A 20911-nucleotide genomic window follows, 5' to 3' on the forward strand; every position below is an offset into this window, starting at 1 on the left:
GCGGCGTCACGCGCCGACGACCTGAATCGGCACGAGGAGGAAACAGAGCGCGCCGACGGCGAACGTGGCGAGGCCGACCGCGAGCCGCGGGAGCCCCACACCCTCCTCGTCGGTCGGGTCGGCCGGGCCGTTGAACGCGATCACCGTCGCGAACACGCCCCAGAACGCCCACAGCCCGACGGACTCGTTCAGCCCGAGCCCCCGCCAGAAGTGGAGGTACGCGGCGATCCCGAACAGCGCGCCAGGGACGAGCGCCGCCACCGTCTCCTGTCGCGGCCCGAGCATCGCCCGGACCATGTGACCGCCGTCCAGCTGGCCGACCGGGAGGAGGTTCAGGAGGGTGAAGAACATCCCGACCCAGCCGCCGATCACCACCGGGTGGGCGGTGAGCCGCGGGTCGCCGTAGCTCGTCGGCTGCCCGAGGACGCCGGCGATGAGGTCTAAGAGTGGCGGGTTGTTGAACCGGATCACCGAGCTCGACGAGCTCGCGAGCTCCGCGGGCACCCCAATCGGGTCTAAGGAGAGGCCGACGGCAGTCACGACGACCGTCGCGACCAACCCCGCGATCGGGCCGGCGGCGCCGATGTCGAAGAGGACCTTCCGCGAGGGCATCCGCCCCCGGATCCGGATCACCGCGCCGAGCGTGCCGAACGGGAAGATGAAGGGGATGACGTACGGGAGCGAGACGGGGACGCCGTGGTAGCGCCCGGCGGCGTAGTGGCCGAGCTCGTGGGTCATCAGAACGCCGAGGACGGCGGCGGTGAACGGCCACGCCTGAAGCAGCGAGAGGGGGTTCGACTGGATCTCCGCGAGCGGAACGTAGTACCAGCCGTACGCGCCGACGAACAGCGTCGACAGTATCGTGGCCGCGAACATGGCGACGTTCACCCACGGGATCCCGTCGCGGCCGCGGTCGAACGGCGTCGCGACGACGACGTGGCCGTCGTCGACGACCTCGACGTCGACCTCGTAGCCCGCCTCTCGGAAGTGCGGGGTCAGCTTTCGCAGCAGCGTCCGCTCCGGGACGTACGACTCGCCGCGGTATCGCACGCGGCCGTCCTCGCGGCGGACCTCGTCGATCCGGAAGAACGTCCGGAGGGGCTCCGGACGCGGCGCGCCGTCGCCGGCCGCCGCCGCGTCCTCGTGTTCTGGCATCGCCTCGTCGTAACTGGTCGGCGAGTATAAACCCCGCGTCGGCGGGTGAGCGAACCGGAAACGGGGGGACCGGTCGTCCGCTCGGTTCGCGAGGCGGACGCGTGCGCGGTCAGAAAGCGCGAGTCGGGGACCGAACCGCGAACGTCGGTGCGGTGGTGCGCGTCGGGGGCGGTGCTGCGGGCGTCAGTTGGGACCGGGAATGTCAGGCGGGCTCGACGCGCCAGGTCGTCGCGCCCGTGTACGACCACTTCTCGACGGTGAGCTCCGTCGCGGAATCGCGGAGCTTCACCATCAGGGCGCCGATATCCTTCGGCGAGAGGTCGACGTCCTCGGAGATGAACTTCCCTTTGAAGTACATCTCGCCGTCCTGCGCGCGGTCGAGCAGGTACTGCTTCAGCCGCTCTTCCTTGCTGCGGTCGTCGTTCGCGCTCGCGTTCGTGGAGGGGTTCGCTGTCGCGCTCATGGTACACCCCACGCTTGCCGCCGGAGGGTGTTATAAAGGCAACACCGTTGGGCGACGTTCAGGGGGTTTCAGGGCGTTTCACCGAACTCGACGGGCTAAAACGTGTCTGACGGACTCTTTACAACGGTTCCAAAGCGGCGCAGACGTTTTATAATCCGTTTTACGCTCGTTTCTCTCGATAACTACTCGGGGAACGAGCCACTCGTCGCCGCCGCGTTCGCCCGACAACTACCGGCAAAATGGGCCGCGTAACACCGTCTCGGAGCGACCGCGCGCCCCTCGCGCGGCCCGCTCACCGGCCGTCCGACGTTGTGGGGAAGGCCTCGACGCCGCCTCCGACCACCGTTCAGTCGCGCCGATGGACCCAGAACGTCTCCGATTCTGTCGCCTCCTTTTTGAATATCGGTACCTCGTCTTTCAGCCGGTCGATCCCGTCCTCGACCGTCCGGAACGCCTCCCGGCGGTGGCCGGCGAGCACGACCACGAACACGATGTCCTCGCCCGCCTCGATCACGCCGGTGCGGTGGTGCATCCGCACGTCGAAGACGCCGTCGCGGTCTTCGAGCTCGTCGGCGATGTCCCCCATCCGCGCCTCGGCGACCCCCTCGTACTTCTCGAACGCGAGGTGCGTCGTCCGGTCGTCGTCCGGGTCGTCGCGGGCGCGCACGCGGCCGGTGAACGTGGCGATCGCCCCTGACCGGTCGGCGTCCGCCGACGCCTCGACGCGCCGCACGAGCGTCTCGCGGGTGATCCACGGCTCCGCGTCGTCGAGGTCGGCGACGAGCGCGTCGAGGTCGACCTCGTCGGGGGCGCCCGCGGTCGCGAGGACCGTGCCCGGCACGCTCTCGGGGTCCGGGTTCGGGCCGAGGAGGACCGCGGGGACGCGCAGGCGCGACTCGCCGACCGCCAGCAGGTAGTCGTGGTCGGGGGCGAGCCCGTCGAGCAGGTCGTCGAACCCCTCGACGCTTCCCCGCCCGGTCCAGTTCCCGTCCGCGTCGAACGCGATCTCGGTGTCGGCGTCGGGGCGTCGAGCGGGGTCGGTCCCCTCGCCGTCGACCACCCCGCCGTCGGTGGCCGGATCGGTCGGACCGACCGAGTCCGCCTCGCTCCGCCTCCCGCCGTCCGGGTCGGCGCCGCGTTCCACGACGGCGACCCGCCCGTCCAGCCGCGCCGCGAGCCGCCGCGCCAGCGCCGAGCCCCGTCGCCGACGATCGATATCGGTCGCATACCCGAGAGCGGGCCGCGACCGGCTTAGGCGTTTCCCGGTCGTCCCGTCGGTCCGGATCCGGTGTCCCGGACCGGCTCCGCCGCGTCCGGGCTTGACAATCCTTAAGACCGCGACAGGGGTACTCGTCGCCAATGAGAGTCGTCGTTTCTGTCGGCGGGAGCGTGCTCGCGCCGGACCTCGACCCCGCGCGCGTGGCCGCCTACGCCGAGGCGATCGAACGACTGGTCGCCGACGGCTGCGAGGTCGGGGTCGTCGTCGGCGGCGGCGGCGTCGCCCGCGAGTACATCGAGACGGCCCGCGAAATCGGGGCCAACGAGGTCGAGCTCGACCGGCTCGGCATCGGGACGACACGGCTCAACGCCCGCCTCCTGATCGCCGCGCTCGGCGACCGCGCGAGCCTCGCGCCCGCGCCCGACACGGAGGAGGCGGCGGCGGCGCTCCGCCGCGACGAGGTGTCGGTGATGGGCGGGGTGACGCCGGGACAGACGACCGACGCGGTCGCCGCCGCGTTCGCCGAGTCGGTCGACGCCGACCTGCTCGTGTACGCCACGAGCGCCGACGGGGTGTACGACGCCGACCCCAACGCCGACCCCGACGCGACCCAGTTCGCGGAGCTGTCGCCGGCCGAGCTCGTCGACATCGTGCTCCCGATGAGCCGCGACGCGGGCGCGTCCGCGCCCGTCGACCTGCTCGCCGCGAAGCTGATCGACCGGGCCGGCATCCGGTCGATCGTCTTAGACGGTACCGACCCGAGCGCCGTCGTCGACGCTGTGTTGCGCGGCGACCACACGGGGACCGACGTGGTCCCCGTCGACGGCGCCGAACCGAGCCGCTGGACGGAGGACCGATGAGCGCGGACGACGACTCCCCGCACATCCTCTCCGAGCAGACCGCGCTCGACGAGGGAGCGGCAGACGAGAGCGCGGAAGCGGTCGACGACGGCGAGGGCGCGAGCGACGAATCTGCGGAGACGTTCCACGCCTTCTGGGCCGACGTCGTCGCGGACAAAATCGAGACGCGCGACCCCGACGAGCCGATCGTGATCAAGGGCGGCGTCTCCCCCTCCGGGGTCGCGCACCTCGGCAACTTCAACGAGATCATGCGCGGCTACTTCGTCGCCGAGGTGCTCCGCGACCGCGGTCACGAGGTCCGGCAGGTGTTCACCTCCGACGACAGGGACCCGCTGCGGAAGGTCCCGCGGAAGTTAGCGAACGCGGACGGCGAGATCGTCGGCCTCGGCGAGGTCGACGCCGGCGCGCTCGGCCGCAACCTCGGGAAGCCGTACACGGCAATTCCGGACCCGTTCGGCGAGGCCGACTCGTACGCGGCCCACTTCGCGGGCCTGCTGAAGGCCGACGCCGACCGGCTGAACGTCCCCGTCGAGATGCTCTCGAACACCGAGCTGTACGCCGACGGCGCGTTCGACGACGCGGTCCGGACGGTCCTCTCGGACGTCGAGCGCGTCCGCGAGGTGCTCTCGCCGTATCAGGACAAGGTCGACGACGAGTACGTCCCCTTCAACCCGGTCTGCGAGTCGTGCGGCAAGGTCACCGAGACGGTGACGGCGATCGACCTTGACGCGGAGACCGTCGACTACGTCTGTACCGACATGGACGCCGGCGGCAACACCATCGAGGGATGCGGCCACGAGGGGACCGCGACGTTCCGCGAGGGGAAGCTCCCGTGGCGGCTTGAGTGGCCCGCACAGTGGGAGGTCCTCGGCGTCGACTTCGAGCCGTTCGGGAAGGACCACGCCGAGGGGTCGTGGCCCTCCGGGGTCGACGTCGCGCGGAACGTCTTCGGCGAGGAGCCGCCCGTGCCGATGGTGTACGAGTGGTTCACGCTCAACGGCGAGGCGTTCTCCTCCTCCGAGGGCAACGTCGTCACGGTCCAGGAGCTGCTTGAGCTCATCGAGCCCGAGGTGCTACGCTACTTCTTCGCGCTCCACCCGAAGAAGGCCCGCGACCTCGACGTCGAACGGCTCGACCAGCTCGTCGACCGGTTCGACCGGTTCGAGCGCGCCTACTTCGGCGAGGTCGACGACCCGGACCTCACCGCGTTCGCCGAGCGCGCCTACCCGTTCGTCGTCGGGAGACCGGACGACCCGCCGACGGAGCGGCCGATCCGGCTCCCGTACACGTTCGCGGCGGTCCTTGGAATGGTCGACGACCCCGACTTCCGCGAGCGCCTCGCCCGCGACGAGGGGCACATCCCCGCCGAGGCCGACGAGGACGCGGTCGACGCCGCGCTCGCCCGCGTGGAGCAGGCCCGGAACTGGGCCGAGCGGACCGAAAACGAGTACGACTACCGCCTCCAGACCGACCTCCCCGCGGTCGAGTTCGACGAGGACGTCGCGGCCGCGCTCGACGACCTCGCCGACTTCGTCGCGGCCGGCCACGACGGCGAGGAGATCCAGGGGGCGATGTACGAGACCGCCCGCGACCACGACGTCGAGGTGAGCGACTTCTTCGCGGCCGGCTACCGCCTCTTCTTCGACGACACGCAGGGGCCGCGGCTCGGGGAGTTCCTGGGCGAACTGGAGCGCGACTACGTCGTCGACCGGCTCCGACGGGAGGCGTAGATGCCCGAGGACCGCTCGCTCGACGAGTTCGCCCTCGGTGATGAGGACGCCGATTCCGACGCCACAGAGGCCGCAGACGCCGATTCCGACGCGGCGGAAGCCGCCGACGATTCTGCCTCGGACGACGGGGACCCGGACGCCCCGAGCGATCCGAACGACGCCGCTGACCCGGCCGCCGTCGACCCCGCGGTCGCCACCTCGACGTGGCATACGGACGGCGCGGCGTGCGACCGCTGCGGCGAGCGGGTCGAGCGCCGCTGGCGCGACGAGGACGACTTCGTCTGCGCCGACTGCGCGTCGTGGTGACTGTCTTTCTGCGATCGGATGCGACGGTCAAAATTTAAGCCGACGGCCGTCGAGGAGTTGCTCGCGAAGAAAATTCGGCGAGTAAAAGTTAAATATAAATGAAGTTTAATTCGGAACTGATCTACGGGCGGTCTGCGGCCGCTCTCACGGCGGCGTACCTCTGTCTCGGAGCGCTGTTCGCGGTCGCGGTTCACCTCGCGGTCGCGTCGGCGAACGGGACCGCGGCGGGGTGGGCGCCGACGCGACTCGTCGGGGACTTCCTGCTCGTCGCCGGGTCCGGCGGACTCCTCTACGGCGCGGTCACGCACCACCGGCGGCGGGCAGAGACCGCCAGACGGGACCTCGAAACCTCCAACCAGCAGCTACAGGTGCTGAGCCGGGTGTTCAGACACAACGTCCGCAACGACCTCAACGTGATTCAGGGGTACACCGACCTGTTGGCCGACCGAGTCGACGACGAGCGGGGCCAGGAGTGCCTGGAGACGATCCGGCAGACGACCGACGACGTCATCGCGATCAGCGAGAAGCTCCGGGTGATCGAGGACGCCTCGCCCGAACCGCCGGACGAGCGCGTGAACCTCGTCGACGCCGTTCACGAGGCGATCGGGGTCCTCGACGACGACGGAACCGCGGTCACGGTCGAAACCCCGTCCGAGGCGTGGATCCGCGCGGACGACTCCGTCGAGTTCCCGATCCGCGAGGTGTTCGAGAACGCGGTCACCCACAACGACGGCGCGACGCGGCGCGTGGCGGCGACGATCCGCGAGAACGGGACCACCACCTGTCTGGAGGTCACCGACAACGGGCCGGGGATCCCGCCGGACGAGCGCGCGGTGTTACAGGCGGAAGAGGAGACGCCGCTCTCGCACGCGAGCAGCATCGGGCTGTGGCTCGTCAAGTGGATGTGCGAGACGCAGGGGGGGACCGTCCGCTTCGAGGCGACGGACGACGGCACGACGGTCCGGCTCCGGTTCGAGTCCGCTCCGCCGCCCGCTACTCAAGCTCGGTGATCGTCACGGCGTACACCGCGCCGCAGTTCCCGCATTCGACGTGGACGCCGCGGCTCGCCTCGCCGCGGGTGAACTCGGAGATCTCCTCCGAACAGGAGCACTCGAACTGGACTTTCATTATCCGTTCTGCGCGCTGCTGGTATTTAAAAGAAACCGATGCGGAATCAACGGCGAAAAACGGCGATCGCGGTACCACCCCGCACGCCGTTCCCTCGGTCAGAGGTCGCGCTCGGCGTCAGTCGTCGTCGACGATCACTTCGACGGGGCCGTCCCCGTCGTCCGCGGCGTCCTCGTCGTGTCCGCCCGACGCGTCGGGGCCGCCGGACTGCTGCTGCTGGTAGTAGAGCCCACCGGCGACGGCGAGGACGAGCCACGACCGCCAGTTGGCGAGGTTCAGCGTGTAGCCGATGCCGAACGGCTTCTCGACGAGCATCCCCTTGCCGGGCTGCCAGTACGACGAAAGCAGGCGTCCGAGGCTCGGGCGCTCGAAGTTGTACGGGATTCCGAGAATCTCTCCCGACGACGGTTTATCTCCCATGCCCGGTACTCTATCCGCTGGCACCATAAATCGTGGCGCCATCGGACGCCGATCGCCGTGGGGAGCGCAGCCGCGCCGACGCCGCGGTCGGCGGCGCCGGAAGTCCTCAGCGATACCGGCCGCGGTCCGCCACGTCGCGAAGCCGTTCGAGGACCTCGCCGTCTCCGACGGCCCCGTACCCCGATTCGAACGCCGCGATCAGCGGGTCCGGGTCTGTCGCGGTCGCCCGGATCGATCCCTCGAACACGTGGAGGTCCATCGCGTGGTCCTCGACGTGGCCGGTGTGGTAGCCGAGCCCGAAGTCGATGAGGTACGTCTCCGGCGCGGGGTCGGCGTTGCCGCTCTCCGCCCCCGCCTCGACGTCGTCGGGCGACACGCGTACGTTCCGGGTCGTCGGGTCGCCGTGGACGATCCCCGCGCCGTGAAGCCGCGCGAGGTGGCGGCCGACGGCCTCCGTCCACCGCTCGTCGAGGGCGGCCGCGAGGTCGCGGTCGCCGACGTACTGGAGCGTCAGCGTCGCGTTCGCGAGGTCGACGTCGGACACGAGCGGCGTCGGCACACCCGCGCGCCGCGCCTCGCTCGTCAGCCGCGCCTCCGCGACGGTGCGGTCGCGCCTGAGCGTCCGGTCGAGCTCGGGGTGGCGATACGACTTCTCCACGCGCCGCTTGATCACGCGACGGTCGCCGCCCCTCCCCTCGACCGTCACGGTCGCCTCCGCGCCGCGGCGGTCCGCGTCCGGGTCGCGCGCCGCGCCGCCCGACCCACTACCCGGGCCTCCCCGAGCGACCGACTCGCCGTCGCGCCACGTCACCGGCACCTGGTCCGGTCGGAAGTTCGGGTCGACCGCGGACTCCGCGATCGGAATCGTGTCGCCCGCGGCGGCCATCTTCGCGCCCAACACGGCGATCATCCCCGCGTTGTCACGGAGGAAGCGCGGCTCCGGGGCGTGGAAGTCGGCGCCGCGGGCCTCGCACATCGCGGCCAGCATCTCGCGCAGCCGGTCGTTCTGTGCGACGCCGCCGCCCAACACGAGCTCGTCGGCGCCGGTCAGCGACAGCGCGCGCTCCGACACCTCCGCGAGCATCGCGAAGACGTGCTCCTGAAGCGAAAAGCAGATCTCCTCGACGGGGACCCCATTGTCCGCCGCGTCGTTGGCGGCCGAGCTGATCCCGGAAAAAGAGAAGTCCATCCCCTTGACGACGTACGGGAGGTCGAGGAGGTTGGCGTCGGCGGTCCCCCCGTCACCTTTACTGTCGTCGCCGGAACCGCCCGCGGCCGCCGCGAACTCCGCGGCCGCCGCCTCCACCTTCGGCCCGCCGGGGTGGCTCCAGCCGACGTGGCGCGTGAACTTGTCGATCGCGTTGCCGACGCCGGCGTCCATCGTCTCGCCGAGAACGCGGTAGCGCCCGTCGTGGTAGCCGAGCAGGTGCGCGTTTGCGCCCGAGGCGTTCAGACAGACCGGGTTGTCGAAGCCGGATTGATGGCGACCGATCTCTAAGTGCGCCACCATGTGGTTGACGCCGACGAGGGGGACGTCGAGCGTCCCGGCCAGCGACCGCGCCGCGGTCCCGACGATCCGGAGGCAGGGGCCGAGCCCGGGGCCCCGGGAGAAGGCGATCGCGTCGACCGCGTCCGGGCCGTGTTCCGCCTCGGCCGCGCTCAGTACCCGGTCGACGACCTCGGGGATCGCCTCCGACATGTGTTCGGCGGCCTCGCGCGGGTGAATGCCGCCGCTGTCCGGCTCGTAGGCGTCGGATTCGATGAGAACTGAGTCGGTCTCGGCGTCGTACAGCGCGGCGCTGGCGCACCACGCGGTACCCTCGATGCCGAGGACTCGCATCCGGCGGGGTTACGCTTCCTCGGCGTCCGCCTCTTCGCCGCCGATCTTGTTGCGTTCGAGCATGTGGTCCTGTTCGACCTCCAAGGCGTCAGCCGCGGAGTCGTACACCTTCGCGTAGCCGATCGTCTTGCGCATGCCGAACTTCGTGTCGAGCTCGTGGACGACGACCTCCTCGGAGTCCTTGTCGAGCTTGGCAGCCAGCGAGTCGCGGACCGACAGCCGCGAAGGGGTGGCTTCCTCGTGGGTCGTCTCGAAACGGATGTCCGTGCGGTGCAACATCGGGTTCTCCTCCTCGGAGATGATATCGACGTCCATGGTTCAGTTGGGCGTATATCCCCTCGAAAGCTGTAAAAGGATTTCGAAGCGGGGGTGACGCCGCCGAACCGCTCGCCGACCGTCGACCGAGTGCCCCGTTCGGCGTCAGAGTTTCACTTCTCCGGAGCGTGTGTATCGTTACCGCGCGGATGTCCGACGACACTCGATTCGAGCCGACCGACCGCTCGGAGTACGACCTCGTCCGGGCGGCGAACGTCATCGTCCCGCTGTCGCCGCTCCGGAAGGCCCGGGTCTGCGGCGCGCTGGCACTCCTCGGTGCGCTCGCGGCGCCGGTCGTCGCGACCCTGCCCGCGGCCGTCCGCGACGCAGCGTTCTCGGGGCCGCCGCTCGCAACCCCGCTCGGCGTCGCGGCGGTCGTGCTGGCCGGCACCGTCGCCGCCGGCCTCGCCGGTCTCGGGCTCGTCGCGCTCCACCGCCGCCTCGCGCGCGGTCCCGAACCGACGGACGACGCGGTCTGGTCGTTCCTCGCCATCGAGGACGCGCTCACGGGGATCGGGTTCGTCACCGGCGGCCTCGGCGTCGGCGTCGGCCTCTCGCTACTGGCGAGCGGTCACTGGGGCGTCGACGCGCTCGACGCCCTCCGGCGCAACGGCGTCGAGCCGTACCTCTCGGTTTCGACGGTCCCGGTGACGCCGCGGCTGACGAGCGCGGTCGGGCTGGTGGCCGGCCTCGCCGTCCTCGCGGCGACCGTCGTCGCCGTCGACCGCGAGTGACGCCGACGGACCGGCTGTCACCTACTCTCCGCCGGCGTCGTCGAACTCGTCCGGGTCGACGCCGAGAATCTCGTACGCGGCCGCGGTGTCGCCGGTCAGCCCCTCGAACAGCTCTCGCGCCCGCCGCCGGGTCTCGGGCGTGACCGCGACGCGGACCATTCCCTCGCCCGGCTGGCCGTAGACGACGGTCGACCCCAGCGGCGCCGCGAGCATCGCCGGCAGCGCCGCTAAGTCCTCCTCGCCGGTCACCTCGATCGTCACCGGCTCGGTGGCCGCGAGCGCCTCGGCGAGCGCGTCGAGCAGCGCCGCCGACAGCGCTGCGGCGGGGTTTTCGACGGGAATGCGCCGCTCTTCGGCGGCGTCGAGCGCGGTCGCTATCTCCTCGCGGACCGCCTCGCGCTCCGTCTTCCCGTCGACTAACGCCGCGTCCGGGACGCGGCCGGCACCCCGGAGGTGATACGTGACCACGTCGCCGACCGCGATCAGCCGCGGGGGCCCCTCGTCCGGGGAGCCGTGTCGCTCGCGGGTCTCGTCGGCGGCCTCTAAGAGCGCGGCGGCATCAGTGGTCACCGGCCCCAGCGGCTCCTTGAACGCGTCGCGCAGCGATTCGGGCAGCGTGAGAAGCGGGTCGGACGGGTCGTCGGGTGAGTCGATCATCGGTTTCGTTCGGCCTCAGTGCGGCCGGTTAGCGGACCTTGAGCGCGTATGCGCCCGCCTCGGAGACGTTCATCTCCTCGGCGATCTGGCTGTCCTCGGGATCGGTGATGATGACGTAGCCCGCCCAGTCCTCCGTCAGCGACGAGGACCCGCAGAGCGCGCAGGTCTGGGCGTCCGGGTCGTTGACGTGGTGGCACTCCCGGCACGCCAGGCGGTCCTCGGCCATCAGTCGGCCTCCTCACCGGTCTGCTCGCGGTGTTTCCGCTGGCCCTCCAGCCACTCGTGTTTGCCGAGGCCGGGCTGTTTGGCCGTGAGCCCGATCTTCGAGTCGCGCGGGTTGCGCTCGTCGATGCTCTTGGTGACGACGCGGACGCGCACCGCGTCGTCGACGCCGAGCGTCTTGTCGGAGTCCGACGAGGCGAGCTGCTGGTTCGCGCCGTCGAACGTGAGGTACTCGTCGGTGATCTGCGAGACGTGGAGCAGCCCGTCCACCGGCCCGATCCCGACGAAGGCGCCGAACTCGACCGTCTCGACGACGGTGCCGTCGGCGACCTCCTGCATGTCGGGGTCGTAGGTGAGTGCGTCGAACTCCGCCTCGTAGTAGACGCCGGGGCGGTTGTGTAACACCGCGCCCTCCCCGATGTCGTGAACCTCGATGACGCTCACGACGCTGCCGACCTCTTCGTCCATCCGTCCTTCCAGCTTGTCTTGGAGCAGGGCCTTCACCCGCTCGTCGGTGACGTCCGCCAGGTGCTTCGGCGGGACCTCGACCGTGTCCTTGAGTCGAACTCGTTTGTACATGTTGTTGGTTGTCCGCGGCCGCTAGGGTTCCGTTATCGCCAGTGTGTTCCGACCCCTTAAACCGATTACTGGTGCGTCCGCGGCCAGCACCCGGTTCGCGAGGGGTCCGTCGACCGTGACGACGGCGTCGACCCGGCCGGCCGCGGCCAGGGCGACGAGCGCGTCGTCGGCGTACGATTCGTCCGTCTCCACCGCCTCCGCCCGCTCGGCGAGATCCGCCCCGACGCTCGCGGCGGTCGCCTCGGCGCCGTTGCCGCCCTGGAGCCCGTCGAGCTCCGCGAGCACCGCCTCCGGCACCACGGCCTCGTAGCCGCCGAGGAGCCGGTCCAGCTCCTCGAACAGCCGCAGGTCGGCCTCGACCGGCGCCATCAGCGCGCTCGTGTCGAGCGCGACGACAGGGGCGCCGCCGGGGCCGTCTTCCGCGAGATCCTCGCTGCGGGCGTCGCCCGCGGGGGTCGACTCGGAGCCGTCCGCGCGGGCGTCGTCGGCCACGTTACGTCAGGGTCCCGACGCCGATGAGCCGCCAGCGCGCGCCGACGCGCCGATTGATCGCGATCTGGGCGCCCTCCTCGGCGCAGACGGGCCGCTTGAGGCTCACCTCGCACTCGCCGTCGCGCGCGCTCGTCACGGCGCCGACCGTCGTCGCCGTGCCGACCGTGAGCATCAGCGGCTCGCCGGTGCTGATCTCCTCGATGTCGCTCTCGCCGCTCTCGTCGTCCTCCTTCCCGACGACGCGGTCGAGGAGGTCGACTTTCATCTCGAACTCCTCGCGCGTCGGCGGGAGGGTGCCGGGCTCGCCGGCGACCTGCCCGGCGAGGGCGTCGCCTTTCGTCAGGCTCGGGTCGAGCCCGGTGCCGACGCCGAGCAGGCCGCCGGGGTGGGCGGTCTCGACGTCGCGGTCGCCGGCCTGGAGCGACCGGACGGTCGTCTCCAGGGGGCGCCACTCGGTCTGGCCCTCCTCGTCGACCTCGCGGCCCGGGCGGATCTCTAAGCCGTCGCCGACCGACAGCTCGCCGCTGACGAGCGAGCCGCCGACGACGCCGCCCTTGAGGTCCTCGGCGCTCGCGCCCGGTCGGTTGATGTCGAACGAGCGGGCCGCGTACATCCGGGCGCTCTCGCCCGGGTCGCGGTCCGGCGTCGGGATCTCCGTCTCGATGGCGTCGATGAGGAGGTCGAGGTTGACCTCCTGTTGGGCCGAGACGGGGACGATCGGCGCGTCCTCCGCGACGGTGCCCTCGACGAACTCCTGGATCTGCTCGTAGTTGTCGACGGCGCGGTCGCGGCTCACGAGGTCGACCTTGTTCTGGGCGATGACGATGTTCTCGATCCCGATGAGATCGAGCGCCATCAGGTGCTCTTCCGTCTGGGCCTGCGGGACGTCTTCCGTCGCGCTGACGACCAGGACCGCGCCGTCCATGATCGAGGCGCCCGAGAGCATCGTCGCCATCAGCGTCTCGTGGCCGGGCGCGTCGACGAACGACACGGTCCGGATCGGCTCGCTCTCGGAGCCGTCCTCGCACTCCTCGTCGACGGTGTAACACTCGGGCGCGTCGACGCCGGGGCAGCGTCGGAACGTCGCGTCCGCGTACCCCAGCCGGATCGAGATGCCGCGCTTCATTTCCTCGCTGTGCTGGTCGGTCCACGAGCCGGACAACGCCTGTACCAGCGTGGTCTTCCCGTGGTCGACGTGACCGACGAGACCGATGTTCACCTCCGGTTGTGTGTTGGCTTCAGTCACTGTTGGACCTCCTAACGGAGTAGTCTTACCCGAATTTCGCCCCGTGCGAGTGATAAAGTTGCTGTTATAGCGGCGTCAGCCCGCGCGACGGCTTCCGGCGGAGGGCCGACCTCGACGGCGAAGTGGTATATAAATAAACGAACCCGGGTGGCGTGGCCGTTTATAAATAGTGCCGCGGTGCGGTGGCGCGTGCCTGCGAGGCCGCGTTGCGGCCGAGCAGCACGCGCGAGGGACGCGGTGAGCGAGGGCGACCGGAGGGGGCCCGAGCGAACCGCGAGGCTGGGGAGGCGTGAGGTGCTGTGCGGGGCGGTGCGGGGCGGGACTCAAAGGGGCAGCCGCGAGGGCGGCGCAGGCGACGTAAGTAGCGTGGCGCTACGCGCCACGGAAAGCCGGCGGCGAAGCCGCCGGCGACACCGCAAGGAGCGAGCAGCGCGAGCGACTGGGGAGCGTGGTTCGAGAGAGCGAAGCTCTCTCGTCATCACGAGACGCCTTCGGCGTCTCGAACGACAACGAGCGTGCGCCGCCCTCGCGGCTGGGGCTTTGGCGGTGTTTGCCGTCGATCCGGTATTAGCCATTTATAAGCGAGCGGCTGGGACTTCGGCGATGTTGTTCGCGTCACGGCCGGTATGATTTATAAATAACTCCCATCGACTCCGACAACGTTCGACGCCGATTTACGCCTCACGGGTCAACGCGAATTCATAATGGGATACGCGTGCCCGGTCTGTGACACCCCGCAGCGCGACGGCGAACACCTCGCGCACCACCTCGCGTTCACGGCGATGCTCCACGGCGGCGACCACGCCGACTGGCTCGACGAGCGCGTCGACGACTGGAGCGAGCGAGAGCCCGCCCAGCTCGCGGCCGAGGTGACCCCGCACGCCGACGACGCCGAGTACGACGAGGTGTTCGAGGACACCGTCCCGCGCGGCCGCCCTGATGTGGGGATGGGATCGGGCGGAGGCGCGGCCGGGCACGAACACGCTGGTCACGACCACGCCGACCACGGGCACGGCGCCGACCCCGACCCCGCCTCCGGAGCCGGCGTCCCGGACCCCGAATCCGTCGACGACCCCGAGGTCGCCGAGGCGCTGCGCGAGGCGCGCGAGATGACCCGGAAAGCGCAGGAACAGGAGAACGACACCGACGCCGACGCCGACGACCCCGACTCCGCGGACGACGACCGCGACTCGTAACGGAACGCCCTTTTCGGCCCGCGCTCAACCCCGCGTATGGAGACCAGAGGCACGTTCGCCCCGGAGACCCGCGCCGACGCGCTCGAACGGTACGAGGAGGTCGGCCCCGTCGCGCAGGTGGTCGTCCGCGAGGCGACGAAGGCGATGTCGTTCGACGCCGACGAGTACGACGAGCGCGTCACGCCGGAGGTGATCCGGACCGCCCGCGACGCGACGTTCGCCGAGCTGCTCGCCGTTCACGTCGGCACGGGCGACGAGTTCGACGCGTGGCTCGCGGACAGCGAGTTCGACGACGAGGACGTCGTGCGGATCGGCTCCGAGAACGTCGACAACGTCGTCTGGCATCCGGTCCCGTTCGCAGACACCGTGATCGCGGCGACGTATCAGGAGGAACCGGACGCGGCGGCGAGCACCCTCCGACGCAACGCCTTCGGGCGCGTCTACCGCGAGGAGTTCTACGAGTCGGGCCGGTAAGGGATACGGCAGTCGCTGTTCGAGACGAACGAACGAAAAAACGGGAGTCGCAGTCGACGAGTTGTCTGCCTTACAGGCGACCGACGTTTTCGACCGCGACGGACTCGACCTCCTCGACCTGCGAGAACGCCTCTTCGACGGCCTCCGTGCCGCCCGCGCCGTCGGGGACGATGACGGTCGGCAGGAGCGCGACGAGCCCGAACGCGACGTCGTCGCGCTCGAAGCCGCGGATCTTCGCGCCCTCGGGGAGGACCTCCTCAAGGCGGTCCTGGAGGTCGTCGAGGTCGACGTCGGGGCTGTTCGGCATGACCTTGATCTTGGCGGCGACGTCGCCCATCTTACGGCCCCCGGAAGCCGCAGTCGTGGCACTCGTAGAGGTTGCTCTGCTTCCGGCACTTCGCGCACCGGTAGATGGTGGCGCCGCAGTCCGGACAGGAGAACCGCGCGGCGTTCATGCCGGACACCTGAATCCCGCAGGAGACGCACTGCGGAGTGGCTTGGGAGTCGCTCTGGCTCATACACGTACCTACCGGCGGCGACTTTTAACCGTTGTTCTTTTCGCCGGAACGCGCCGTGCGCCCCGGTACCGTGCCACTCGATGGACGCGGTCCCGGCGGCCCGCTCTCACCGTTCCGCCGCCGCTGTCGCCCGTCATCCGACGATCAGCGGGCCGATGAGCACGCCCATCAGGTGGACGCGCCGTGCGTCGACCCGCGGCGGAACGAGCCCCAGCGCGCCCGCGACGAGGAGGACGCCGACGCCGAACCCCCCGGCGAACGCGTACGAGACGGCCACGAGCAGTCCCAACACGCCGACCGAGAGCCGGGTGTAGTCGGCGTTCCCGACGATCCGGAGGTACGGGTCGCCGACGAGCACGACGAGGGCGAACCCGAAGCACGCGGCGGTCGCGGCGGCGATGAGCAGTATCGGCAGCGCGAACGGCACGCCGGCCCGGTCGATCGCGACGGTCACGCCGGTCCGCGGCGTCCCGAGCGCCACCAGCGCGAACAGCGCGAAGATCGTGTTGGCCGTGCTGGCGCCGCTCGTCGCCACGACGAACCCGCGGTCGGCCGACGCGCGCGGCACCGCGGGCATCGCGGCGACGGCGGCGATGGCCGCCGACACGCCCGGAACGTACCCGACCACCGCGCCGGCGAGCGAGCCGGCCCCCGCGCTCGTTCCGAGGTCGCGCGCCCGCATCGCGATCCGGGCGTCCGCCTGCGGCGGGACCCCCTCGCCGCCGAGCGCGTCGACGAGGACCGGGACGCCGAACAGCCCGGCGAACAGCGGCGCGAGGACGCCCCCGGTCGACAGCGGCGCCGCGGGGTCGGCGTCGAGCGTCGCGAAGCCGAGCGTAGCGCTCGCGAGGAAGGCAAGCAGCCCGCCGACCGCGGCCCGGCGCGACGACTCGGTGAGGACGAGCAGCGCGACGACGCCCCCGAGCAGCAGCGGCAGGTGCGCGCGCAGCGTCGGGTACCACCGCGTCATCAGCCACGTGATCGGGACCGCGAGCGGTACGGCGAGCGCGACCGCCAGCCCGGAGCCGACCGCGGAGAGGCGGAGTGCCTCGCGACCCCGGCCCGCGATCACCAACCGGTGGCCGGGCAGCGCGGCGACCGCGGTCGCGGCGTCGGGCACGCCGAGCGCGAGCGCGGGGACGATATCGAGAAAGGAGTGGACGACGCCGGCGCCGAGCATCGCGACGCCGACGAACAGCGGGTCGGCCGGCACCGACGGGGCGAAGCCGGCTAAGAGCAGCGCGAAGTTGTTCGCGTGGAGCCCGGGGACCAGCCCGCTCGCGGTCCCGAGCGCGACCCCGCCGAGCAGGAACGCGAGGGCGCCCGCAGCGAACGTCGGATCGACCACCGGCCGCACGAGCGCGTCCATCGAGCCGGAATGGCCGCGGCTCCGGACTTAACGTGTCGGGCGGTCGCGACGGGCCGCAGAATCAGTGCGATTCGAACCGAACGGTTACGCGTGCTTTGCCGCCTGCGCCTTCTTCTGGGTGACGTAGCCGGCGATCCGGTTGCGGACGCCTTTCGACTCGACGGTCGTCAGCGCCGTGACACTCTCCTTGTTCGTCTCGAAGTCCGTGTTGAACGAGTCGGGATACCGCTCCAGCAGGACGTTCCCGAGCTGTTTGATGTACTTGGGTTTGATGGCCATACCGAGCGGTACCGGCGGCCCGAACTAAAAGGGTTCGTTCCGCCGCGAGCGGCCGCGAGCCGGAGGCGCGGCGGGGTTCGTTTCCTCTCCGTCACGCCTCGTCCGCGCGCTCCCGCCACCCGGTCGCCTCGTCGATGCGCGCGAACGCCTCGCGCTCGGCCGGGCCGCCGCAGCGCTCGACCACGTCGGCGAAGTACCGGAGCCGGTCGAGCAGCTCTCCGGTGTCGAACGCCGGCACGTCCAGCCGCGAGGCGGCCACCGTGGCGTCGACGACCGCGCCGAACCCCCGGTTCACCGTCGGCACGCGCTCGCTCACCACCGCCGAGTCGACCGGCGACAGCTCCCACGTCCGGACCGTCGTGTCGCCCTCCGTCTCGGCCGCGACCTCCTCGGCGTCGACCTCGACCCACGCGTCCGCGCTCGGAAGCACCGGGTCGTCGACCTCGGTGACCGTCAGCGCCGCGTCGACGAACGTCCGCGGGTCGGCGGTGAACTGGACCACGCCGCCCCCGCGCTCGGCGAAGTTCCGCCACGTGCGGGTGCGCCCGTAGGTGCGCGCGGTGACGGGACCCTCGGGGTCGCCGTCCGCGTCGGTCTCGGGCGCGTGGAGTCCGAGCGCCGCGACGTTCCACCGGTCGTTCGGCCCCAGCGTCGTCACGACCGACTCGGTGACGCCGCGGAGCGGGACCGGCCAGCCGTCGGGGACGACGCCGAGGTGTTCCTCCCGCTCGTCGCTCACGGCGCCACCTCCGCCCCGCCGCGGAGCGCGACGAACAGCGCCGCGCAGGTGAGGTCGGCCGTCGTGCCCGGGTTGATCCCCTCGGCGACGAACTCCTCCGCCAGCGACTCCGCGGCGTCGAGGTCGGCGCCGTGGACGGCGTCGGCGTCGACCGCAGAAACGTCGCCGACCGGAGCCTTCGGATCTCTCTCGTCCGGTTCCAGAATCTCCCTCGCCCACGCGCTCGCCTCACGCGCCGTTTCTGCCCCTTGCGTCGACGCGACGAGGGTGTCCGGCTCCGCGGCGAGCAGCCCGAGGAACGCCCGCGCGGCCCGGTCCGCGAGCGGCCCCTCGTCGGAGAGGATCCACTCGGCCGCGCGAAACGTTCGGGGGAATCCCTCGGTCCACTCGGCGGCGTTGCGGTCGGGGACGCGCTCCGGGTCCTCGGGGGTCTCCGGGTCGCCGGGGTCGGCCGACAGCGCCAGGACATCCAGCAAGGTCATCTCGCGTTCCCGGAGCGCGGGCTCGGCATCGCTCCCGCGGCGCACGTCGAGGTCGTCCGCGCCCGGCGGCGGATCGTCGACCGCGACGTCGACGCGCTCGAACGCGCGGTAGAAGGCGATCGCGTCCTCGACGGTCGTCGACCGGCAGACGGCGTCGAGGCCCTCGGGAGAGAGTTCGCGGTCGGGATCGGCGGCCGCACGCACTAGCGGGACCAAGAGCAGCAGACAGCCGAACTGCGTGTTGGTCCCGGCGCGGTCGGCCATTCCCGCCACGGCGCGATCGAACGCGTCGCCGACGACGGGAGGCTCGCCCGTGGTCGGCCCCGTCTCCGCCGCCAGTTCGAGCCCGGACCGCGCGCCGACGGCGCCGCCGAGGAACGCCTCGAACCGCAGGTCGTCGAGGTCGCGGCGCCGGTCGACGTTCCCGGGTTTCGGCGTCCCGGCGACCTCTACGAGGAGCGCGAGCGTCGCGTCGTCGACGGGGTCAGTCGCGTCCGTCTCGGCGGACACGTCCCGGGTCACGGCGACGCCTCCGGTTCGGGTTCCGGCTCCGGCTCGCGGGCCTCGCGCGGAAGCGACCCGCGACGCCACGCCTCCACCGCGTCCGCGACGCGCGCGAGGACGGGCGGGTCCTCCGTCGGGCGGCCGACGCTCACCGCGTCGGCGCCGTGCGCCGCGTACTCGGCGACCGTCTTGCGGCCCCGAACACCGTTGTTGGCGACGAGAATCAGATCCCCGAGTGCGGTCTCCTCCCCGCTCGCGGGCGCCGCGTCGATCGCGGACGCGACCTCGCCGACGACCGCCTCTGAGTCCATCGCGTCGACGTGGAGCCAGTCCGCGCCGGCCGCGGCGACGCGCTCCGCGACGGCGACGAGGTCGACGCCGGGCACCTCGGCGCGGACCTTCACGCTCGTTGTCGCGCCCGTCTCGGCCGCCGCGGCGACGTACCGGGCGAGCCGGTCCGGCTCGCGGAGCAGCGACTCGCCGCAGCCGACCGCGCGCAGCTCCGGCTGCCGGCAGTGGGCGTTCACCTCGCAGACCGCGCCGCGATCGGCGCAGATTTGCGCCGCCTCGCGAACGGGTTCCGGCGTCGCACTCCGGACGTTGACCCCGGGACGGACCGGCGCGTCCGCGAGCCCGTCGAGCTGGTCGGCGACGAAGGCGAGCGGGTCGGCCGGGAGGAACTCGGACCGCCCGCGCGCGACGAGGTCGCGGGCAGCCGCTCGGCTGGCCGAATCGAGCGCGACGCCGCCGAGGAGCGCGACGTCGACGTGCTCGGCCGCGGCGCGGGCCCATGCGGCGTCGGCGGCGCCGCTGAGGCTCGCGGCGACGAGGAACGGGTCGGTGCCGTCGGGCCCGCGGCTCCCGTCGGCGACGCGCCGGCTCACTCCGCGCCCCCCCCCGGCGGGCGCGCGCCCGCCGGCTCGTCGGTGACCGCCGCCAGCGCGCGCTCGCAGGCGCGGGCGACGCGCTCGGCGTCGTCCGCGTCGGCGATCCGCGTGTCGGTACGTTCGACGTGTCGGTCGAGCTCGGTCGGATCGTCGTCGTCGAGGACGAACGCGTCCGCGAAGGGGTAAGCGTCGGCCACGCCCGCCGTCGAGGGCTTACGGCCCACGCCGCGCATCAGGTCCGCCGCTGGACCCGAGAACACCTCGTCGCCGACGAACGGCGAGACGGCGACCACGGGCGTCTCCCGGAGCGCGCGCTCGAAGCCGGGGAGCGCGAGCATCGGCCCGAGGCTCGTCACGGGGTTCGAGGGGCCGATCACGACCGGCTCCGCGAGGGCGTCCAGCACCGCGTCGGTGGGTTCGGCGTCCGCCGCGCCCCGAAACTCCACGTCGGCGACCGCGGGCTCGGCCCGCCGAGCGACCCAGTACTCCTGGAAGTGGAGCGTCTCGCCGCCCTCGGTGTGGACCAGGGTTGCGACCGGGTCGTCGGACATCGGGAGGAGGTCGACGTCGAGGTCGAAGGCGTCCGCGAGGACCCCGACCGCTTCGGTGAGCGACTTCCCCTCGTCGAGCAGGCTCGTGCGCGTGAGGTGGACGGCGCGGTCGCGGTCGCCGATCTCCATGAACTCGCCGACCGCCGAGAACCGCCGCCACCGGGCGATCTCACGGCCCGCGGTCTGCGCAGCGTCGTCGAGGTAGCGCGGGGCCGTTCCGAGTCCGACCTCGTCGGCGAGCCGCCGCAGTTCCTCGTGGGTCGCGGTCGTGTCGCCGTCGATCCCCCACCACGTCTCGTGGTCGAGGACGCCGCCGCCCGCGAACAGCACCGTGTCGACGTCGGGGCAGACGAGGTGCCCGCCGAGCTCGACGTCGTCGCCGGTGTTGGCGACGACCGCGGTCTCGGCCGGCTCGAACACCCGGGCCGCGCCGTCGAGGAGCTTCGGCGTGCCCGTCCCCCCGGCGAGGAAGGTTACCATACCGGCGCAAGGCGACCCCCGGATTTGTATCCTCGCCTCCGCGGACGGCGACCGGCCGGGCCGCGC

At 71.5% G+C, this 20911-nt stretch carries 26 protein-coding genes and 1 pseudogene; 7 read left to right on the forward strand and 20 right to left on the reverse strand.

The features are described from left to right. Positions 1-6: 6 nt before the first annotated feature. From J7656_RS03190 to J7656_RS03200, 3 genes and pseudogenes are all read right to left on the reverse strand, one after another. Entirely contained in the window at positions 7-1155 is a 1149-nt protein-coding gene (locus J7656_RS03190) for a site-2 protease family protein (protein ID WP_017343853.1), read from the reverse strand. A 202-nt stretch (positions 1156-1357) separates the two neighbouring features. Beyond that, a complete protein-coding gene (locus J7656_RS03195) occupies positions 1358-1618 on the reverse strand; it encodes a DUF7123 family protein (RefSeq protein WP_211554076.1) in 261 nt (86 codons plus the stop codon). Between the two features lie 346 nt (positions 1619-1964). After that, positions 1965-2845 (reverse strand): annotated as a pseudogene (locus J7656_RS03200) (molybdopterin synthase). A 132-nt stretch (positions 2846-2977) separates the two neighbouring features. Here J7656_RS03200 and pyrH point away from each other — a divergent pair. From pyrH to J7656_RS03220, 4 genes are all read left to right on the forward strand, one after another. Next, a complete protein-coding gene (pyrH, locus tag J7656_RS03205; protein WP_017343855.1) occupies positions 2978-3697 on the forward strand; it encodes a UMP kinase in 720 nt (239 codons plus the stop codon). Continuing rightward, entirely contained in the window at positions 3694-5427 is a 1734-nt protein-coding gene (lysS, locus tag J7656_RS03210) for a lysine--tRNA ligase (protein WP_017343856.1), read from the forward strand. The genes pyrH and lysS overlap by 4 nt, the downstream gene beginning before the upstream one ends. Continuing rightward, positions 5428-5733 (forward strand): DUF7573 domain-containing protein, encoded by a 306-nt coding sequence (locus J7656_RS03215; protein ID WP_211554077.1) that lies wholly within the window; start codon positions 5428-5430, stop codon positions 5731-5733. It abuts the gene before it with no gap. A gap of 98 nt (positions 5734-5831) precedes the next feature. Further along, the gene (locus tag J7656_RS03220; protein WP_211554078.1) at positions 5832-6743 is read left to right on the forward strand and encodes a sensor histidine kinase; all 912 of its coding nucleotides are present in this window, start codon (positions 5832-5834) and stop codon (positions 6741-6743) included. Here J7656_RS03220 and J7656_RS15065 read toward each other — a convergent pair. The 4 genes from J7656_RS15065 to J7656_RS03235 all read right to left on the reverse strand — a co-directional run bounded on the left by J7656_RS15065 (position 6727) and on the right by J7656_RS03235 (position 9436). Next, complete coding sequence (locus J7656_RS15065) at positions 6727-6861, reverse strand: hypothetical protein (RefSeq protein ID WP_017343858.1); 135 nt, start codon at positions 6859-6861, stop codon at positions 6727-6729. The genes J7656_RS03220 and J7656_RS15065 overlap by 17 nt on opposite strands. A 117-nt stretch (positions 6862-6978) precedes the next feature. Next, positions 6979-7281 carry a DUF5808 domain-containing protein gene (locus J7656_RS03225; RefSeq protein WP_017343859.1) on the reverse strand — a complete coding sequence of 101 codons (303 nt, stop codon included), beginning with the start codon at positions 7279-7281 and terminating at the stop codon, positions 6979-6981. Between the two features lie 106 nt (positions 7282-7387). Further along, positions 7388-9121 carry a bifunctional N(6)-L-threonylcarbamoyladenine synthase/serine/threonine protein kinase gene (locus J7656_RS03230; RefSeq protein WP_017343860.1) on the reverse strand — a complete coding sequence of 578 codons (1734 nt, stop codon included), beginning with the start codon at positions 9119-9121 and terminating at the stop codon, positions 7388-7390. A gap of 9 nt (positions 9122-9130) precedes the next feature. After that, a complete protein-coding gene (locus tag J7656_RS03235) occupies positions 9131-9436 on the reverse strand; it encodes a 30S ribosomal protein S24e (protein WP_017343861.1) in 306 nt (101 codons plus the stop codon). A gap of 149 nt (positions 9437-9585) precedes the next feature. On the opposite strand from J7656_RS03235, the gene J7656_RS03240 reads away from it, so the two are divergent. Then, positions 9586-10170, forward strand: a complete 585-nt coding sequence (locus J7656_RS03240; protein WP_211554079.1) for a hypothetical protein — start codon at positions 9586-9588, stop codon at positions 10168-10170. 21 nt (positions 10171-10191) lie between these two features. Here J7656_RS03240 and J7656_RS03245 read toward each other — a convergent pair whose 3' ends face one another. From J7656_RS03245 to J7656_RS03265, 5 genes are read right to left on the reverse strand one after another with little or no spacing between them, the layout of a single operon-like run. Beyond that, complete coding sequence (locus J7656_RS03245; RefSeq protein WP_017343863.1) at positions 10192-10827, reverse strand: GTP-dependent dephospho-CoA kinase family protein; 636 nt, start codon at positions 10825-10827, stop codon at positions 10192-10194. Between the two features lie 28 nt (positions 10828-10855). After that, positions 10856-11053 carry a transcription elongation factor subunit Spt4 gene (gene spt4 / locus J7656_RS03250; protein WP_017343864.1) on the reverse strand — a complete coding sequence of 66 codons (198 nt, stop codon included), beginning with the start codon at positions 11051-11053 and terminating at the stop codon, positions 10856-10858. Then, the gene (locus J7656_RS03255; RefSeq protein WP_017343865.1) at positions 11053-11628 is read right to left on the reverse strand and encodes a DNA-directed RNA polymerase; all 576 of its coding nucleotides are present in this window, start codon (positions 11626-11628) and stop codon (positions 11053-11055) included. The genes spt4 and J7656_RS03255 overlap by 1 nt, the downstream gene beginning before the upstream one ends. A gap of 21 nt (positions 11629-11649) precedes the next feature. Next, positions 11650-12120 (reverse strand): type II toxin-antitoxin system VapC family toxin, encoded by a 471-nt coding sequence (locus tag J7656_RS03260; protein ID WP_017343866.1) that lies wholly within the window; start codon positions 12118-12120, stop codon positions 11650-11652. 1 nt (position 12121) lies between these two features. Continuing rightward, on the reverse strand, positions 12122-13366 hold the full coding sequence (locus J7656_RS03265; RefSeq protein ID WP_026046265.1) for a translation initiation factor IF-2 subunit gamma: 1245 nt from the start codon (positions 13364-13366) through the stop codon (positions 12122-12124). Positions 13367-14070: 704 nt separating this feature from the next. Here J7656_RS03265 and J7656_RS03270 point away from each other — a divergent pair. Beyond that, positions 14071-14562, forward strand: coding sequence for a DUF5810 domain-containing protein (locus J7656_RS03270; protein WP_017343868.1), 492 nt, complete (start codon positions 14071-14073; stop codon positions 14560-14562). Positions 14563-14598: 36 nt separating this feature from the next. Continuing rightward, positions 14599-15036, forward strand: coding sequence for a DUF5809 family protein (locus J7656_RS03275; RefSeq protein WP_017343869.1), 438 nt, complete (start codon positions 14599-14601; stop codon positions 15034-15036). Positions 15037-15106: 70 nt separating this feature from the next. Here J7656_RS03275 and J7656_RS03280 read toward each other — a convergent pair whose 3' ends face one another. From J7656_RS03280 to cofD, 8 genes are all read right to left on the reverse strand, one after another. Next, positions 15107-15373, reverse strand: a complete 267-nt coding sequence (locus J7656_RS03280; RefSeq protein ID WP_004597304.1) for an elongation factor 1-beta — start codon at positions 15371-15373, stop codon at positions 15107-15109. 1 nt (position 15374) lies between these two features. Then, the gene (locus J7656_RS03285) at positions 15375-15554 is read right to left on the reverse strand and encodes an HVO_2753 family zinc finger protein (RefSeq protein WP_017343870.1); all 180 of its coding nucleotides are present in this window, start codon (positions 15552-15554) and stop codon (positions 15375-15377) included. Positions 15555-15687: 133 nt separating this feature from the next. Then, positions 15688-16923 (reverse strand): tripartite tricarboxylate transporter permease, encoded by a 1236-nt coding sequence (locus J7656_RS03290; protein ID WP_017343871.1) that lies wholly within the window; start codon positions 16921-16923, stop codon positions 15688-15690. An 84-nt stretch (positions 16924-17007) separates the two neighbouring features. Continuing rightward, positions 17008-17202, reverse strand: a complete 195-nt coding sequence (locus J7656_RS03295) for a 30S ribosomal protein S17e (RefSeq protein WP_007345406.1) — start codon at positions 17200-17202, stop codon at positions 17008-17010. A gap of 91 nt (positions 17203-17293) precedes the next feature. Then, positions 17294-17941: a DUF447 domain-containing protein gene (locus J7656_RS03300; protein ID WP_017343872.1), complete on the reverse strand. Its 648-nt coding sequence runs from the start codon at positions 17939-17941 to the stop codon at positions 17294-17296. After that, positions 17938-18945 carry a triphosphoribosyl-dephospho-CoA synthase gene (locus J7656_RS03305; protein WP_017343873.1) on the reverse strand — a complete coding sequence of 336 codons (1008 nt, stop codon included), beginning with the start codon at positions 18943-18945 and terminating at the stop codon, positions 17938-17940. The genes J7656_RS03300 and J7656_RS03305 overlap by 4 nt, the downstream gene beginning before the upstream one ends. Next, positions 18942-19811 (reverse strand): tRNA-dihydrouridine synthase, encoded by an 870-nt coding sequence (locus J7656_RS03310; protein ID WP_017343874.1) that lies wholly within the window; start codon positions 19809-19811, stop codon positions 18942-18944. Before J7656_RS03310 ends, J7656_RS03305 begins: the two co-directional genes overlap by 4 nt. Continuing rightward, the gene (gene cofD / locus J7656_RS03315) at positions 19808-20845 is read right to left on the reverse strand and encodes a 2-phospho-L-lactate transferase (protein WP_211554080.1); all 1038 of its coding nucleotides are present in this window, start codon (positions 20843-20845) and stop codon (positions 19808-19810) included. The genes J7656_RS03310 and cofD overlap by 4 nt, the downstream gene beginning before the upstream one ends. Positions 20846-20911 lie beyond the last annotated feature (66 nt).

The sequence above is a fragment of the Halorubrum ruber genome, from assembly GCF_018228765.1.
Taxonomy (GTDB): Archaea; Halobacteriota; Halobacteria; order Halobacteriales; family Haloferacaceae; genus Halorubrum; species Halorubrum ruber.